The sequence below is a fragment of the Microbacterium sp. NPDC058342 genome (assembly GCF_042723935.1).
Taxonomy (GTDB): domain Bacteria; phylum Actinomycetota; class Actinomycetes; order Actinomycetales; family Microbacteriaceae; genus Microbacterium.
The window spans coordinates 229,027-244,447 of record NZ_JBHXID010000002.1; the positions used below are offsets into that span (position 1 = coordinate 229,027).

Consider the following 15,421-nt stretch of genomic DNA (forward strand, 5'->3'; position numbering starts at 1 on the left):
ATGGCATCCGACTACATCCCCCCGGTCGACGACTACCGCTTCCTCTACGGCGAGGCGTTCGGGCTCGACCTGGTCGCGCGCGGCACGGGCGGCGCCTTCAGCGCCCAGGACGCCACCGAGATCATCGCCGGCGCCGGCGAGTTCGCGGCATCCGTCCTCGCGCCGCTCGAGAGCATCGGCGACCGGGAGGGCGCCCGCCTCGACGACGGCCAGGTGCGCCTACCCGCCGGATTCGCCGAGGCGTACCGCGCCTTCGTCGACGCCGGATGGGTCACCGCCGAGGCTCCCGGATCCGCCGGCGGCGACGGCCTGCCCGAGTCGATCCGCGCCGGGCTGGGCGAGATCTGGAACGCCTCGAACGCGGCTTTCGCCCTGTGCTGGCTGCTCACGACGGGGCAGATCCACGCCCTGGACGCCGCGGCATCCGACGAACTCCGCGAGACGTACCTGACCAAGCTCGTCTCGGGCGAGTGGACCGGCACGATGAACCTCACCGAGCCGGATGCGGGCACCGACCTGGGCGCCATCCGCACCCTGGCGACGCCGCGTGCCGACGGGTCGTGGGGCGTCAGCGGACAGAAGATCTTCATCACCTGGGGCGACCACGACGTGGCGGAGAACATCGTGCACCTCGTGCTCGCCCGCACGCCGGACGCCCCCGCAGGTGCCAAGGGACTGTCGCTGTTCGTCGTGCCGAAGTTCCTGCCCGACGCGTCCGGCGCGCCGGGGAAGCGCAACGCCGTCACCACGGTCGCACTCGAGCACAAGCTCGGCATCCACGGCAGCCCGACCTGCGTGCTCGCGTACGAGGACGCCACCGGATACCTCGTCGGCGAGGTCGGCGGGGGACTGGCCGGCATGTTCGTGATGATGAACTCTGCGCGTGCGGGGATGGGCTTCCAGGCCACCGGCATCTCGGACCGCGCCTACCAGCAGGCGGCGGCGTATGCGGCCGGCCGGCGCCAGGGCGGTGTGCTCGACCGTCCGGCGGGCAGCCCGATCGCCGAGCATCCCGACGTGCGCCGCCTGCTGCTGTCGATGCAGAGCCGTCTGTTCGCGATGCGCGCCCTCGGCGTCTACCTGGGCGACCTGTTCGACCGCGCCGACACGGATGGCACCACGGCGCTCGCCGAGTTCTTCGTGCCGATCCTGAAGGGCTGGGCCACCGAGGACGCCGTGGCTCTGACCAGCGACGCGATCCAGGTACACGGCGGCATGGGCTTCATCGAGGAGACCGGGGTCGCGCAGCACTACAGGGATGCCCGGATCATGCCGATCTACGAGGGCACCACGGCGATCCAGTCGAACGACCTGGTCGGGCGCAAGGTGATCCGCGACGGTGGCGCGACCGCCGAGACGCTGTTCGCGTCGATGAGCGAGACCGTCGATGCGCTGCGTGCGCTGGACCACGCGATCGCTTCGCGCACCGCCGACCGTCTCGAGCGCGCGATCGCCTCGGCGCGTGCGGCCACGGCATCCGTCCTCGGCTTCGGGCAGACGCGCGACGCCTACGGCGTCAGCGTGCCCTACCTCATGCTGCTCGGCACGCTCGCCGGCGGCTGGATGCATGCGCTCGCCGTCGTCGCCGTGCTCGCGCACGAGGCGCAGGACGACGCGGATGCTGCGCGACTGGTGTCCGCGGACTTCTACGGCGCGCATCACCTGCCGCGCGTGCACATGCTCGCCGAGACAGTGGCGGCCGGCGAGGTGGCCTGACTCCTGTCGCGGTAAAGCGGGGCGTCGCGGTCCGGCGCTCACGCCCCCGCGGTCGTCCACCGGTCGGTGCGCACGCGCCAGCCGAGGGTCGCGAGCCGGGCCAGCAGGTAGACGCCGAAGAAGGCCGCGGCGAGCCAGAGGAGCCCTGCGGCTCCGTCGACGCCGGTGGCCGAGATGATCCACAGGGCGGGCAGGAAGGGCACGAGGTTCACGAGGCCCGCGAGCGCGAGGTAGCGGGCGTCGTTCGCGCCCATGAGCACGCCGTCGAGCACGAAGACGACACCGGCGACGGGTTGGGCGACCGCGAGCACGAGGAACGCGGGCTGCACCAGGGCGGCGACGGCCGCGTCGCCCGTGAAGACGATGCCCAGCACGCCCGAGAGCGCGGCGACGACCGCCCCGACGACGACGCCGAACCACAGGCCCCAGGCGACCGTGCGGCGCAGCACCCGGTGCACCTGGGTGAGGTCGCCGGAGCCGAGCGCCTTTCCGATCAGGGCCTGCGCGGCGATGGCCAGTGCGTCGAGCGCGAAGGCGGCGGTCGAGAAGATCGTGAAGGCGATCTGCCAGCCGGCCAGCTCCTGCGTGCCGATGCCGGTTGCGACGCCGACGGTGGCGAGCAGGGCGACGCGCAGGCTGACGGTGCGCAGGAACAGCCACCCGCCCGAGCGGGCGGTGCCGCGGATGCCGTCGCGCTGCGCCCTCATGGAGGCGCCGTGCCGGATGGCCAGGCGTCGGATGACGAGCACGTAGGCGGCGACCATGCCCCACTGCGCGGTCACCGTGCCGAAGGCGGACCCGGCGATGCCCCAGCCGAGGCCGTAGATGAACAGCCAGTTCAGCAGCGCGTTCGCGGCGAACCCGAGCCCGGCGATCCAGAGCGGGGTGATGGTGTCCTGCATGCCGCGGAGCAGTCCGGTGGCGGCGAAGACGATGAGCATGGCGGGCAGGCCCCACATCGAGATGGCGAGGTAGGTGCGGGCTTCGGACGTGACGGCGCCGTCGGCTCCGAAGAGGGTGACCAGCCAGGGGGTGGCCAGGGCGCCGACGATGGCGAGCACCGCGCCGAGCCCGAGCGCGAGCCACATGCCGTCGATGCCGACCGAGACGGCGTCGCCCGGGCGTCCCGCACCGAAGCGCCGGGCGACAGCGGGGGTGGTGGAGTAGGCGAGGAAGATCATCAGGCCGACGATGGTCTGCAGTACGGCGCTGGCGATGCCGAGCCCGGCGAGCGGCACCGTGCCGAGGTGGCCGACCATCGCCGCGTCGAGGATGAGGAACAGCGGCTCGGCGACGAGCGCGCCGAGCGCCGGGACCGCGAGGTGCAGGATCTCGCGGTTCAGCGACGGGCGGGCCCGGGGCATCCGGGACTCGGGGGTGGGCACCCCACGAGCCTAGGGTGTGGCAGGGACGCGCCGGCGCCCGGGCGGTCGTCTCCCGGGCGCGCTGGGGTGTCCCTGCGGGCGACGACGACGTAGCCTGGAACGACCGGAGGTGATCCGATGTCGGATGCGATGGGTCGCGCGGCGAGGTACCGCGCAGCCCGCGAAGCAGGAGGCGCACCGTCCACCGACGACGGCGACGAGGCGCCGATGGTGCTCAGCGCGCAGAACGCGTCGGAGTTCGTCGAGACGGCGATCCAGGTGGCCATCCGGCGGGGCGAGTTCGATGACCTGCCCGGCGCGGGCAAGCCGCTCGAGGGCCTCGGGACGCACCACGATCCGGACTGGTGGATCCGGCGCAAGATCGAGAACGAGAACCTGTCGGGTCTCGGCCCTCCTGCGCTGATGCTGCGGGTGGAGGATCGCGGTCTCGACGCGGAGCTCGATCAGCTCGGTCGCGAGGAGGACGTGCGCACGGTGCTGGAGGACTTCAATCGTCGGGTGACCGAGGCGCGGCGGCAGCTGCTCGGCGGGCCGCCGGTCGTGACCGGCACGCGTGACGTCGACGCCGAAGTGGCCGCCTGGCGGGAGCGTCGGGTCGCCGCCCGTGCGTCGTCGTCGGCGGCTGCCGGCGGCGCTGGCGCAGAGGATGCCGTCGCACCCCGTCGCCGACGCGGATGGCGGCGCCGCTGACCCGCGTCGCCGCGCGAACGAGCCGTCCTCGAACCCCGGGCGCCGTCCGCCCGCTGGATAGGCTGGCGCCGTGACATCCGACTCGACCGCCGAGCCCGAGGCGACCGCGCAGCCGGCCGTGATCCGCGTCGCGAGGCGGCTGCCCGCATCCGTCGTGATCGCGCTCGCCGTCGCGGCGATCGCCGTGGGCGTGGTGCTGATCGTGCGCCCCACCACCGCGCTGGACGTGCTGGCCCTGCTCATCGGCGCCGGCCTGGTGCTGGCGGGGGCTCTCGAGCTGCTCTTTCCGGTGACGCGAGTCGACCGCCTCCGCATGCTGCTGGCCGCGGCCCTGACCGCGACGGGCCTGGTGGTGCTGGTGCTGCCCTGGCTCACCGTCCGCGCCCTCGTGCTCGTCGTGGGCGTCACGCTGATCGTCCGAGGGGCCGTCGGCGTCAGCGCCCTGGTGCTGGGGCCGGAGCGGGCCCTGGACCGGCGGGTGGCCGAGGTCCTGCTCGGCGTCGCAGGCATCGCCTTCGGCATCCTCGCCATCTCCTGGCCCGATGTCACTCTGCTGGTCGTCGCCGTGGTCTTCGGCGCCACCCTGGCGATCGCGGGAACGGCCGCGCTGCTGCGGATGCTGCGCGCGGGCCGTCCGAGGCGAGCGGCCCGCGACACCGTCGCACGACGCTGGATGCGCACCATCGGCGCCGTGTGCGTCGTCGCGCTCGCCGCGGGAGCCGTGGTGACGAGCATCGCCCTGCGCGGCGGCGCCCCGGTCGTCGACGACTTCTACGTCGCCCCTCGGTCCGTCCCCGGGGAGCCGGGAGAGCTCATCCGCGCTGAGCCCTTCGGGCGCGATGTGCCCGAAGGCGCCGTGGGCTGGCGCATCCTGTACACGACGACACACGGCGACGGCAGCCCGGCGGTCGCCAGCGGCATCGTCGTCGCCCCCGACGACGCGGAGCGGCATCCGGCCATCGCCTGGCATCACGGCACGACCGGATTCGATCGCACGTGCGCGCCGTCGCTGGCCTCCGATCCCTTCGGATCCGGTGCGATGTTCGTTCTCGACGCGATCGTCGAACGAGGGTGGGCGCTGGTCGCGACGGATTACATCGGCCTGGGCTCCGAGGGCCCCCATCCCTACCTGATCGGGCAGGACAGCGCTCGCGCCGAGCTGGATGCCGTGCGCGCCGCGCGACAGCTCGATGCCGCGCGGATCTCCGGTCAGACCGTCGCGTGGGGGCATTCCCAGGGTGGCGGAGCCGCGCTCTGGTCGAGCGCCGTCGCCGAGGAGTACGCCCCCGATGTGCCGCTCGCCGGCGCGGTCGCGCTCGCACCGGCGAGCGATCTGACCGGGCTCGTGGCCAGCCTGCCCGACGTCTCGGGTGGCAGCGTGTTCGCGTCCTTCGTGATCTCGGCGTACGGCGCGGCGTATCCCGACGTGTCGTTCAGCCGCTACATCCGCCCCGGTGCCGACGTGACCGTCCGTCAGATGGCGACCAGGTGCCTCGCCGCGCCCGACACGCTCGTCTCGGTCCTGACGGTCATGGCGCTCGCAGACGACCCGAACATCCTCGCCGACGATCCGACGACGGGCCCGCTGGGCGAAAGGCTGAAGCAGAACATCCCTCCGGCCGCGCCCGGGATCCCCGTGCTGCTGGCGCAGGGCTCGGACGACGACCTGGTCGGATTCCCGATGCAGAGCGCCTTCGCTCAGCGGCTGTGCACGGCCGGCGGCGCCGTCGACTTCCGCGCCTACGGCGGCCTGGGCCATCTCAGCCTCGTCGAAGCGGATTCCCCCGCCATCGAGGAGGCGCTGGCGTGGACCGCCGACCGCCTCGCCGAGCTGCCGGCGCGCGACGGCTGTGTCTGAGCGACGACGTCGGCGGGCGTGCCTAAGCTGGAACCCATGACAGACGTTCTGCCCTCCGGCCTCGCCGTCTCCGAGTTCAGCTCCTCCATCCGTCCCCAGGACGACCTCTACCGCCACGTCAACGGCGCGTGGCTCGAGTCCGCCGAGATCCCCGCCGACAAGGCGCGCTGGGGCTCCTTCCACCTGCTCGCCGAGCAGGCCGAGAAGGACGTGCGCGCGATCATCGAGGAATCGCAGGACGCCGAGCAGGGCACCCTCGCCCGCAAGGTCGGCGACCTGTTCACGAGTTTCATGGACACCGACCGCATCGCCCGGCTCGGCACGGCTCCGCTGTCGGCGCAGCTCGCCGATGTCGACGCGATCGACAGCATCCCCTCGTTTCTGAGCACGGTCGGCACCCTCGACCGCGAGGGCGTCGCCGCCCTGATCGGCGTGTTCATCGAGCCCGATCCCGGCAACCCCGAGCGCTACGTGCCCTTCGCGGTGCAGGCCGGGCTCTCGCTGCCCGACGAGAGCTACTACCGCCAGGAGAGCTTCGCCGACACCCGTGCCGCCTATCGCTCGCACCTCGAGCGCATCCTCACCCTCGCCGGGGTCGACGACGCGGCGGGCACCGCCGACCGCGCCTTCGGCCTCGAGCACGAGATCGCCGGCCACCACTGGGACAACGTCGCCTCGCGCGACGCCGTGAAGACGTACAACCTGCACACCTGGGACGAGTTCCAGCAGCTCGTCGGCGTCGACCTCGCGCCGTGGCGGGATGCCGTGGCGGCCGCGAACCCGGATGCCTTCGCCGAGCTGGTGGTGTATCAGCCCAGCTTCTTCGAGGGACTGGGCACCCTGCTCACCGAGGAGCGCCTGGACGACTGGAAGGCCTGGCTGCGGGCCAAGGTCGTGCACGGGCTGGCCGGGTACCTCACCGACGAAATCATCGACGAGAACTTCTCGTTCTACGGCACCGAGCTCACCGGCACCCCCTCGATCCGCGAGCGCTGGAAGCGCGGCGTGTCGCTCGTGGAGGGGTCGCTCGGAGACGCGGTCGGCAGGATCTACGTCGAGCGCCACTTCCCGGCGGAGTCCAAGGCCGCCATGGATGAACTGGTCGGCAACCTCATCGAGGCGTACCGGCAGAGCATCGAGAAGCTCGAGTGGATGGGCGCCGAAACGCGCAGGAAGGCGCTGGACAAGCTCGCGACCTTCCGCCCCAAGATCGGTCACCCTGATGTCTGGCGCGACTACGACGGCGTCGAGATCGCCGCCGACGACCTCGTCGGCAACGCCCGCCGCGCCACCGTGTTCGAACACGATCGGCAGATCTCGAAGGTCGGGAAGCCCATCGACCGCGACGAGTGGTTCATGCCGCCGCAGATGGTCAACGCGTACTACAACCCGCTCATGAACGAGATCGTGTTCCCCGCCGCGATCCTGCAGTACCCGTTCTTCGACCCGAACCGCGACGCGGCCGCGAACTACGGGGGCATCGGTGCCGTGATCGGCCACGAGATCGGCCACGGTTTCGACGACCAGGGCAGCCGCTACGACGGCGACGGCCGCCTGCAGGACTGGTGGACCGACGACGACCGGGCCGCGTTCGAGGATCGCACCAAGGCCCTGATCGCCCAGTACGACGCCCTCGTGCCCGTCGGTCTGAGCGAGGAGAACAACGTCAACGGCGCCCTCACCATCGGTGAGAACATCGGCGACCTGGGCGGCCTCGGCATCGCCCTGAAGGCGTACGAGCTTTCGCTCGGCGGTGACGAGGCGCCGGTCATCGACGGCTACACGGGCATCCAGCGCCTGCTGCTGAGCTGGGCGCAGGTGTGGCAGCAGAAGAGCCGCGACGCCGAGACGATCCGCCTGCTGACGATCGACCCGCACTCGCCGAACGAGTTCCGCTGCAACCAGATCCTGCGCAACATCGACGCGTTCTACGGCGCGTTCGACGTCGCCCAGGGCGATGCGCTGTTCCTGCCGGAAGACGAGCGCGTCACGATCTGGTGAACGCTTCGACCCCGCCGTCCTCGCGGTGAGGCGGCGGGGTTACGATATCCGGGACGGTCGGATGCGCGAGCCCCCGTGCATGCATCCGGACACCGCCGAATCCCCCATCCCGTGAGGAAACCCGCGTGAGCTCGCACTCCGCTCAGGTCCCCGAGCCGTCCGACGGCGCGTCCTCCGCGTCCGCGGACGGCGTCGCCACCGCCCTGCGCCGGTCGCAGCGCAGCAGCCGGCGAGCCCCACGCCGCGCTGCCGTGGGCCGCCGCTCCTTCAGCTCGACGCTGCGGGCGCTGGAAGAGCTCGCGCAGACGGGCGCCCAGGTCTCGGTGCACGTGACCGATCTCGACTCGTCGCGCGTCGTGCTCGCCGGCGACGATCACGTGCCGTTGCCGATCGCGGGCCTCGGGTTCGTGCCCGTTCTCGTCGAGACGGCCGCGGCGCTCGAGGCCGGCGCGCTCGATCCGCTTCGCATCGTCGACCGCTCGGAGGACGACCTCGTCGCCGGCTCCGGCCTCTGGCGCAATCTGCGCGCGCCCGCGCTGCCGATGATCGACCTCGCCGTGCTCGCGGCCGCGACGGGCGATCCGAACGCCGCCAACGCCCTGCTCGACGCGCTCGGGCACGAGCAGGTCCGCGCCCGCATGGTGGCGCTCGGGATGCCGCGCAGCGCGGTGCTCGACCACTTCCGTGACAAGCGCGGTCCCGACGACGCCCCGCACGTCGCGCTGGGCACGACCCGCGAGTTCGCGCGGCTGTTCGCCGACCTCGTCAACTCCCGCGTCGTCGACGCCGGGGTCAGCGCGCACGTGGCCGAATGGCTCAGCCTCAATCACGACCTCAGCCTGGTGGCGTCCGCGACCGGCCTGGATCCCTTCGCGCACGAGCACGACGCGCACGGACTGCTCTTCATCAACAAGACGGGCCGCGATCGCGGGGTGCGCGCCGAGGCGGGGGTGCTCGCCGGTCCCCGCGCCGGGGTCGCCTACGCGTTGACCGTCTGCTTCGACGACCTGTCGATCAGCCACCGGCTGCGCGCGCACGACGCGTTCCGGGTGCTGGGCACCGACCTCATGGAGTACACGCACTGACCCGGTAGCGTCGAGGCATGCTCCCCTCCGACTGGACCCCGCATCGTCGAGACGACGGCGAACTGCTCGGCTGGATCCGGCCCGACGGCGAGGGCTGGGTCGCGATCGACGTGCTCGGGCGCACAGCATCCGGCGCCGTCGACTGGCTCGACGCCGAGGCCGCCCTCGAAGCGGTCGGGCTGGCGTGGCTCGCGGACGTGTGGATGCTGGAAGACGAGGCGCCCACGCCCCTGCGCGTGCGCTTCGTCGAGGTGACGCCGTCCGAGGGAGCGACCGCGGGACGCATCGTCGTGAAGGCCGACGACTTCGGCGACATGCAGCGTCCGCCCGCCGAGCGCTTCACGCTGCCGTGGCCGGCGCCCGCCCGGCTGCGCGAGGCCCGTCCGGGCGATCCCGACGGCCGCACCCTCTGAGGCGCTCGGCTCGGCTGCGGGAGCGCTCAGGCGACCCCGCGCATCAGCTTCAGCACCGGTCTGACCGACAGGGCCAGTCCGAGCCCCACGACGATCGCGATGCCGCCGAGCACGGCGAAGTACGCAACCTCGTCCGCCGGGTCGTAGAACTGCACGAGCCACCCCGAGATCGCCGTGCCCAGCGAGATCGAGAGGAAGAACAGCGCGACCATCTGCGTGGTGAACCGCGCCGGCGCGAGCTTCGTCGCGGCGGACAGGCCGATCGGCGAGAGCAGCAGCTCGGCCACGGTGAAGACGAACAGGATGCCGACGATGGCCAGCAGCGGCGTCGAGCCCGGGCCGCCGCCGGCGAACGGCAGGAACAACAGGAACGCGCCGCCCATCAGCATCGTGCCGAGGGCGAACTTCGCCGGCGTCGAGGGCTGGCGTCGGCCGAGCTTCGTCCAGATCGCCGCGAAGACGCCGGAGAGGACGATGATGAACACCGGGTTGATCGACTGCACCCAGGACACGGGCATCTCCCACCCGAACAGATGCCGGTCCAGGCGCTTGTCCGAGTAGACGGTGAGCACGGTGAACTGCTGCTGGTACAGCGACCAGAACGCCACGCTCGTGATGAACAGCGGCACGAACGCCCAGACGCGGGAACGCTCGGTGGCATCGACATGGCGGCTGGAGAGGATCACGGCGAAGTACGAGATCGTCGCGGCCAGCGCGCAGACGATGACGATGCCCGACAGGTTGTCGGCGCGAACGACGCCGACGAGCGTGAGCACGACGATGACCGCGACCGCGGCGACGGCGATTCCGATCGTCATCGGGTACCGGTTCCGAGGCAGCGGGTTGGGTACGGCGGATGCCGCCGCGGGCAGGCTGCGCCGGCCGAAGCCGTACTGGATGAGCCCCGCCGTCATGCCGATCGCCGCGAGCCCGAAACCCCAGTGGAAGCCGACGGTGGACTGCAGCCAGCCGGTCAGCAGCGGGCCGAAGAACGACCCGAGATTGATGCCCAGGTAGAACAGCGAGAATCCCGCGTCGCGCCGCGTGTCCGTCTCGGAGTAGAGCGTGCCGACCACGGCGGTGGCGTTGGCCTTCAGGCCGCCGGAGCCGAGCGCGATCAGCACCAGGCCGATGCCGACGCCGACGAAACCGGGCAGCAGAGCGAGGGCGGCGTGTCCCGCGACGATCACGATCGCGCTGAAGAACAGCACCCGCTCCGATCCGAGCAGCCGATCGGCGATCCACGCGCCGAGGATCGTGGAGAGGTACACCGAGCCGCCGTAGGCGCCCACGATGCCGCCGGCCAGAGCTTCGGGCAGGCCGAGGCCGCCCTCTGTGACGCTGAAGTACAGGTAGATGAGCAGGATGCCCTGCATGCCGTAGAAGCTGAAGCGCTCCCACATCTCGACGCCGAAGAGGTTCGCGAGCGCCCGGGGCTGGCCGAAGAAGCCGTGCTCGGCCCGTGCCGATTCCGAGGTGTCCGAGGTCATCCGACAAGCGTACGCTCCGGCCGTTCTGTGGTGCGCATGGTTCGATGGGCGCATGAGCGAGTACGAACAGCACCCCGCCGACACCGACTGGCACCGCTGGGCGCCGATCGGGCAGACCCTCGACACGAGCGGCGTGCCGCGCAGTGGGCCAGTGCCGAGCATCGCGGCGTTCGAACTCCTGCCGCTGGAGCCGATGCTCGTGCCCGAGAAGCCGCGTGGCGGCGAGCTCGACCCGTCGACATGCCACCACTGCAAGCCATCCGAGTTCACGATCTGGGAGGACGACGAGTGGCGGGTGAGCGGCGGCATGCAGGGCCCCAGCGGACTGCCCTTCATCGGCGCGATCTCGCCCCGCCGCCACGTCAAGCTCGAAGACGCCCCGATTGAAGTGCTGGCAGGTCTCGGACCGGTACTGCAGCGGGTGTCGGAGGCGGCGAAGGCGATCCCCGCGGTGGCGCGTTGCCACTTCTCGCGATGGAACGACGGTTCTGCGCACCTGCACCTGTGGGCGTACGCGCGCCCGGCAGGCATGATGCAGGGTCGCGGCGCAATCCTGCCGTACTGGGAGCAGAGCATGCCGGCGATGCCCGAGGCGATGATGCAGGAGTACCTCGAGATCGTCGCGAACGCGCTGGCCGCGGGCGGCGGCGAGGCGTTCCCGTCGCGCGGAGACCGTGACCGCGTTTCGTCCTGAGCGCGTCGAGGGGCAGACTGTCAGGGTGCGAACCATCCGCGATCTCGACACCGTAGAACTCATCATCGACGCGCAGAGCCTGCTGGATTCCATCCGCGGGCCCGAGCGGGTCATCGACGCCGGCACGCTTCGCGCGCTGCAGCAGTCGGGGAACTACGTGGTCGGTCTGTTCGACGGCGACGGCGGCGAGGAGCGGATGATCGGCGCCTCGATCGCCTTCTTCGGCGAACCCGCCCGCCGGGCGATGCACTCGCACATCACGGCGCTGCTCCCGGAGTACCGGGGTCGCGGCTGGGGCCGTGAGCTCAAGGAGCACCAGCGCCAGTGGGCGTTCTCGCGAGAGGTCGGTCGCATCACCTGGACCTACGATCCGCTGGTCGCGCGCAACGCGCACTTCTTCCTGACCGTCCTCGGCGCGCGGGCGACGGGCTACTCGGTGAACCGCTACGGCATCTTCGGCGGCGGTGACGCCGGCGATGAGAGCGACCGTCTCGACGTCGAGTGGGCGTTGGCCGACATCGCCCGGCCGCCGGCATCCGACGCCGTGGTCGCGACGCTCGAGATCCCCGGCGACGTCGAGGCGATGCGCGTCTCGGATCCGGATGCCGCGCACGAGTGGCGTCTGCGCCTGCGCGGTGAGATGGAGGAGCTGCTCGGTCGTGGCCTGCGCCTGGCCGGCTTCGACACGTCCCGCGGCTACCTCTTCACCGCATAGCCCGCGTCCCTTTCGCAGCCCTCCCCGTCAGGCGGGCGGCAGCACGAACGCCCCGGTGTCGCCGGGATTGACCGCGATCTCCCAGCGGAACCCGTCGGGATCGGCGAAGTAGCCGGAGTATCCGCCCCACTCGCGACGGGTCGCTCTCGACACCGTCGCGCCCAGCGCCTCGGCCTCGGCGAGCACGGCATCCACCTCCGCTTCGGTCGCGAGGTTGTGCGAGAGGGTGATCGGGGCGACGCCGGATGCCGGAGCCTCGCCGATCTCCGCGGCGAAGCCTTCCGCGCTCCACAGCGAGAGGATCACCCGATCGGCGACGGGCAGCATCAGCACCTCCTCGGACTCGAACATCGGATGCCAGCCCAGCCCGTCCACATAGAAGGCACGGCTGCGGGTGACGTCGGCGACGGCGAGGGTGATGAGGCTCAGGCGCTGTTCCATGCGCACCACCCTGGCAGAGGCATCCGACGTCCGTTCCGTCATCCGTCTTTCGGCGAGATCCCGTGCTCTCGACCGGCGGGAGAGGACCGGTTGCGGCTGCGGCGCGACGGTAAGATCGAACATGCCCGTGATCCCGGGCTTTCTCCCGCAGCATGCGACCATTGGAGCCACCGTGGCCGAACAGTCCCGTCTTGACAAGGTCATCGCCCTCGCCCGCCATCGCGGGTTCGTCTTCCAAGCGGGTGAGATCTACGGCGGTTCGCGTTCGGCCTGGGACTACGGCCCCCTCGGCACCGAGCTGAAGGAGAACATCCGCCGGCAGTGGTGGCAGACCTTCGTGCGCGGCCGCGGCGACATGGTGGGTCTGGACTCGTCGATCATCCTCCCCAAGCGCGTGTGGGAGGCATCCGGTCACGTCGCCACCTTCACCGACCCGCTGGTGGAGTGCCTGAGCTGCCACAAGCGCTTCCGCGCCGACAACCTCATCGAGGACTTCGAGGCGCGCAAGGGTCGCAAGGCCGAGAACGAGCTGGCCGACATCCCCTGCCCCAACTGCGGCAACAAGGGCCAGTACACCGAGCCGAAGGCGTTCTCGGGCCTGGTGAAGACGTACCTCGGCGTCGTGGACGACGAGTCGGGCCTGCACTTCCTGCGCCCCGAGACCGCGCAGGGCATTTTCGTGAACTTCTCGAACGTGCTCACCGCATCGCGCAAGAAGCCGCCGTTCGGCATCGGCCAGGTCGGCAAGGCGTTCCGCAACGAGATCACGCCGGGCAACTTCATCTTCCGCACCCGCGAGTTCGAGCAGATGGAGATCGAGTACTTCGTGCCCCCGGCCGAGGCGCAGGAGTGGTTCGAGCACTGGGTCGAGGCGTGCTGGAACTGGTTCATCGACCTGGGTGTGAACCCCGAGAACATGCGCCAGTTCGACGTTCCCGAGCACGAGCGCGCGCACTACTCCGCAGGGACCATCGACGTCGAGTACCGCTTCGGTTTCCCGGGCAAGGAGTGGGGCGAGCTCATGGGCGTCGCCAACCGCACCGACTACGACCTGTCCAGCCACACCGAGGCGTCGGGCCAGAGCCTGACCTACTTCGACCAGGCATCCGGCGAACGCTACACCCCGTACGTGATCGAGCCGTCCTTCGGGCTGACCCGGTCGATGATGGCCTTCCTCGTCGACGCGTACGTCGAGGAGGAGGTGCCGAACGCGAAGGGCGGCACCGACGTCCGCACCGTGCTCAAGCTCGACCCGCGCCTCGCGCCGGTGAAGATCGCCGTGCTGCCGCTGTCGCGCAACGAGCGCCTCTCGCCGCTGGCGCGCGAGGTGGCCGACACCCTGCGCGGCCGCTGGACGGTCGACTTCGACGACGCGGGCGCGATCGGCCGCCGTTACCGCCGCCAGGACGAGATCGGCACGCCGTTCTGCGTCACCGTCGACTTCGACTCGCTCGATGACGACGCCGTGACGGTGCGCGACCGCGACACCATGGCGCAGGAGCGCGTGCCGCTGGCGGACCTGCAGTCCTACCTGGCCGAGCGCCTGCGCGGCGCCTGAGAACATGAGGATCGTCCAGAACAGGACGAAGACGTCTGGGCTGCTCCGCGTGTCGTGGAGTTGGTCCCTGCTCCTTCCTGTCAGGCCGCGGTTGCGGCGGGTTGGGTGAGTTGTTGCATGGTCTCGGCGGGTGTGGCGTAGCCGAGTGCCTGGTGTCGGCGGCGGGTGTTGAAGTAGCGGATGTAGTTGCTGATCTCCCGGGTCGCGTGCCGGCGGCTGGTCAGGCGCAGCCAGCGGAGTCGTTCGTTCTTGATCTTCGAGAAGAACGATTCCGCGATGGCGTTGTCCCAGCATTGGAAGTTCTTGCCCATCGATCGGCGGATGCTGTGGCGGGCGCAGAACGACGCGAATCGCTTCGACCGGTACTGGGTGCCGTGGTCGGAATGGAAGATCGTGCCGGCGCGGACGTGCCCGCTGGCACGGGCTCTGTTCATCGCTGTCACGACCAGTTCAGCGGTTTGTCGTTTGCTCGTGGCCCAGCCGAGCACCATCCGGGTGGCGAGGTCGATGACGGTCGCCAGATACAGCCACCCCTCACTGGTCGCGACATACGTGATGTCTCCGACGAGCACGGTCCCCGGCTCGATGCTCTCCTGAAAGCGCCGCTCAAGCAGGTCATCCGGGTCTGGAGATCGACGCGCTCGTGCTGCGGCCTTGCGATACGCGGCGCGCGCGGCCAGCGGCATGATGCCCAGATCCCGCATCACCCGCAACACGGTCTTCGGATTGATTCTGAACCCGTCCGCGGTCAACGTCGCAGCGATCTTGCGATACCCATCCGCGCGCCCCGACGCGACGAACGCGCCCAGCACTCGCGCGGTCAGCTCCCACCGCCACCGATGCCTGTCCGAGAGCGGACGTGATCGTCGAGCGTGATACCCGGACTCGCTGACGGCGAGCTTGCCACACAGGTACTTGATCCCGAAGTCGGCCTTCAACCCATCAATCACGTCGAACTTCTCCGACGCAGTGAGATCTGCTGGGCGAAGGCCCGCGCTTTTTTCTCGAACTCGAGATCCTTCTCCAGCCGAGCGACTTCCTTCTCCAACTCCCGGATCCGCCGCTTCGCGGCATCCGACATCGACCCTTCCGGATCGATCTCGGCATTGCGCGCGGCAACCACCCACTGGTTCAACGTCTTGTCGTTGATGCCCAGCTGAGCCGCGATCTCCCGAATCGTTCGCCCCTTCGACGACCGCACGATCCGCACCGCCTCCGCCCGCTCCGCAAGCGTGAACCGCTGCCGCACGACCGGCGACCGCTCTCGTTGACTATCACTCATCTCATCCACAGGACAAGACTCCACCAAACCAGGAGCACCCCAGTCGAAAACTGTCCTGTTCTCGGCTTTTCTCCTGTCACCAGGCCGATTCAG

Annotated in this window: 14 protein-coding genes; 9 read left to right on the forward strand and 5 right to left on the reverse strand. The window is 70.4% G+C overall.

The genetic code is table 11. From position 1 onward, the window contains the following. Window positions 1–1,716 (forward strand): acyl-CoA dehydrogenase, encoded by a 1,716-nt coding sequence (locus ACFWHT_RS11020; protein ID WP_378828385.1) that lies wholly within the window; start codon window positions 1–3, stop codon window positions 1,714–1,716. A gap of 38 nt (window positions 1,717–1,754) precedes the next feature. On the opposite strand, the gene ACFWHT_RS11025 is transcribed toward ACFWHT_RS11020, so the two are convergent. Continuing rightward, complete coding sequence (locus ACFWHT_RS11025; RefSeq protein ID WP_378829473.1) at window positions 1,755–3,080, reverse strand: MATE family efflux transporter; 1,326 nt, start codon at window positions 3,078–3,080, stop codon at window positions 1,755–1,757. A 138-nt stretch (window positions 3,081–3,218) separates the two neighbouring features. Between ACFWHT_RS11025 and ACFWHT_RS11030 the strand changes: the two genes are divergently transcribed. The 5 genes from ACFWHT_RS11030 to ACFWHT_RS11050 all read left to right on the forward strand — a co-directional run bounded on the left by ACFWHT_RS11030 (window position 3,219) and on the right by ACFWHT_RS11050 (window position 9,148). Beyond that, window positions 3,219–3,791 (forward strand): DUF1992 domain-containing protein, encoded by a 573-nt coding sequence (locus ACFWHT_RS11030; protein ID WP_378828387.1) that lies wholly within the window; start codon window positions 3,219–3,221, stop codon window positions 3,789–3,791. A gap of 70 nt (window positions 3,792–3,861) precedes the next feature. Further along, window positions 3,862–5,649 (forward strand): lipase family protein, encoded by a 1,788-nt coding sequence (locus ACFWHT_RS11035; RefSeq protein ID WP_378828389.1) that lies wholly within the window; start codon window positions 3,862–3,864, stop codon window positions 5,647–5,649. Between the two features lie 36 nt (window positions 5,650–5,685). After that, window positions 5,686–7,650: a M13 family metallopeptidase gene (locus ACFWHT_RS11040; protein WP_378828392.1), complete on the forward strand. Its 1,965-nt coding sequence runs from the start codon at window positions 5,686–5,688 to the stop codon at window positions 7,648–7,650. 125 nt (window positions 7,651–7,775) lie between these two features. After that, complete coding sequence (locus ACFWHT_RS11045) at window positions 7,776–8,735, forward strand: serine hydrolase (RefSeq protein WP_378828394.1); 960 nt, start codon at window positions 7,776–7,778, stop codon at window positions 8,733–8,735. A gap of 17 nt (window positions 8,736–8,752) precedes the next feature. Further along, window positions 8,753–9,148 carry a hypothetical protein gene (locus ACFWHT_RS11050; RefSeq protein ID WP_378828397.1) on the forward strand — a complete coding sequence of 132 codons (396 nt, stop codon included), beginning with the start codon at window positions 8,753–8,755 and terminating at the stop codon, window positions 9,146–9,148. 26 nt (window positions 9,149–9,174) lie between these two features. Here the strand turns inward: ACFWHT_RS11050 and ACFWHT_RS11055 are convergent, their stop codons facing one another. Further along, complete coding sequence (locus ACFWHT_RS11055; RefSeq protein WP_378828399.1) at window positions 9,175–10,638, reverse strand: peptide MFS transporter; 1,464 nt, start codon at window positions 10,636–10,638, stop codon at window positions 9,175–9,177. Window positions 10,639–10,690: 52 nt separating this feature from the next. Between ACFWHT_RS11055 and ACFWHT_RS11060 the strand changes: the two genes are divergently transcribed. Beyond that, window positions 10,691–11,332, forward strand: a complete 642-nt coding sequence (locus ACFWHT_RS11060; protein ID WP_378828401.1) for a hypothetical protein — start codon at window positions 10,691–10,693, stop codon at window positions 11,330–11,332. Window positions 11,333–11,357: 25 nt separating this feature from the next. After that, complete coding sequence (locus tag ACFWHT_RS11065; protein ID WP_378828403.1) at window positions 11,358–12,047, forward strand: GNAT family N-acetyltransferase; 690 nt, start codon at window positions 11,358–11,360, stop codon at window positions 12,045–12,047. A gap of 27 nt (window positions 12,048–12,074) precedes the next feature. Here the strand turns inward: ACFWHT_RS11065 and ACFWHT_RS11070 are convergent, their stop codons facing one another. Then, window positions 12,075–12,488 carry a VOC family protein gene (locus tag ACFWHT_RS11070; RefSeq protein WP_378828405.1) on the reverse strand — a complete coding sequence of 138 codons (414 nt, stop codon included), beginning with the start codon at window positions 12,486–12,488 and terminating at the stop codon, window positions 12,075–12,077. 172 nt (window positions 12,489–12,660) lie between these two features. On the opposite strand from ACFWHT_RS11070, the gene ACFWHT_RS11075 reads away from it, so the two are divergent. Beyond that, window positions 12,661–14,046 carry a glycine--tRNA ligase gene (locus ACFWHT_RS11075; RefSeq protein ID WP_378828407.1) on the forward strand — a complete coding sequence of 462 codons (1,386 nt, stop codon included), beginning with the start codon at window positions 12,661–12,663 and terminating at the stop codon, window positions 14,044–14,046. 80 nt (window positions 14,047–14,126) lie between these two features. Here the strand turns inward: ACFWHT_RS11075 and ACFWHT_RS11080 are convergent, their stop codons facing one another. Together ACFWHT_RS11080 and ACFWHT_RS11085 are read right to left on the reverse strand one after the other, a co-directional pair. Next, window positions 14,127–14,996 carry an IS3 family transposase gene (locus ACFWHT_RS11080; RefSeq protein WP_378828408.1) on the reverse strand — a complete coding sequence of 290 codons (870 nt, stop codon included), beginning with the start codon at window positions 14,994–14,996 and terminating at the stop codon, window positions 14,127–14,129. Continuing rightward, entirely contained in the window at window positions 14,993–15,328 is a 336-nt protein-coding gene (locus ACFWHT_RS11085; RefSeq protein ID WP_378829475.1) for a transposase, read from the reverse strand. Before ACFWHT_RS11085 ends, ACFWHT_RS11080 begins: the two co-directional genes overlap by 4 nt. Window positions 15,329–15,421: the final 93 nt, after the last annotated feature.

Bases quoted from the DNA above. Each gene is read 5' to 3' on its own strand.
- ACFWHT_RS11070 (WP_378828405.1), bottom strand. From the start codon at position 12,488: ATGGAACAGCGCCTGAGCCTCATCACCCTCGCCGTCGCCGACGTCACC.
- ACFWHT_RS11025 (WP_378829473.1), bottom strand. From the start codon at position 3,080: ATGCCCCGGGCCCGCCCGTCGCTGAACCGCGAGATCCTGCACCTCGCG.
- ACFWHT_RS11020 (WP_378828385.1), top strand. From the start codon at position 1: ATGGCATCCGACTACATCCCCCCGGTCGACGACTACCGCTTCCTCTAC.
- ACFWHT_RS11060 (WP_378828401.1), top strand. From the start codon at position 10,691: ATGAGCGAGTACGAACAGCACCCCGCCGACACCGACTGGCACCGCTGG.
- ACFWHT_RS11055 (WP_378828399.1), bottom strand. From the start codon at position 10,638: ATGACCTCGGACACCTCGGAATCGGCACGGGCCGAGCACGGCTTCTTC.
- ACFWHT_RS11050 (WP_378828397.1), top strand. From the start codon at position 8,753: ATGCTCCCCTCCGACTGGACCCCGCATCGTCGAGACGACGGCGAACTG.
- ACFWHT_RS11085 (WP_378829475.1), bottom strand. From the start codon at position 15,328: ATGAGTGATAGTCAACGAGAGCGGTCGCCGGTCGTGCGGCAGCGGTTC.
- ACFWHT_RS11030 (WP_378828387.1), top strand. From the start codon at position 3,219: ATGTCGGATGCGATGGGTCGCGCGGCGAGGTACCGCGCAGCCCGCGAA.
- ACFWHT_RS11040 (WP_378828392.1), top strand. From the start codon at position 5,686: ATGACAGACGTTCTGCCCTCCGGCCTCGCCGTCTCCGAGTTCAGCTCC.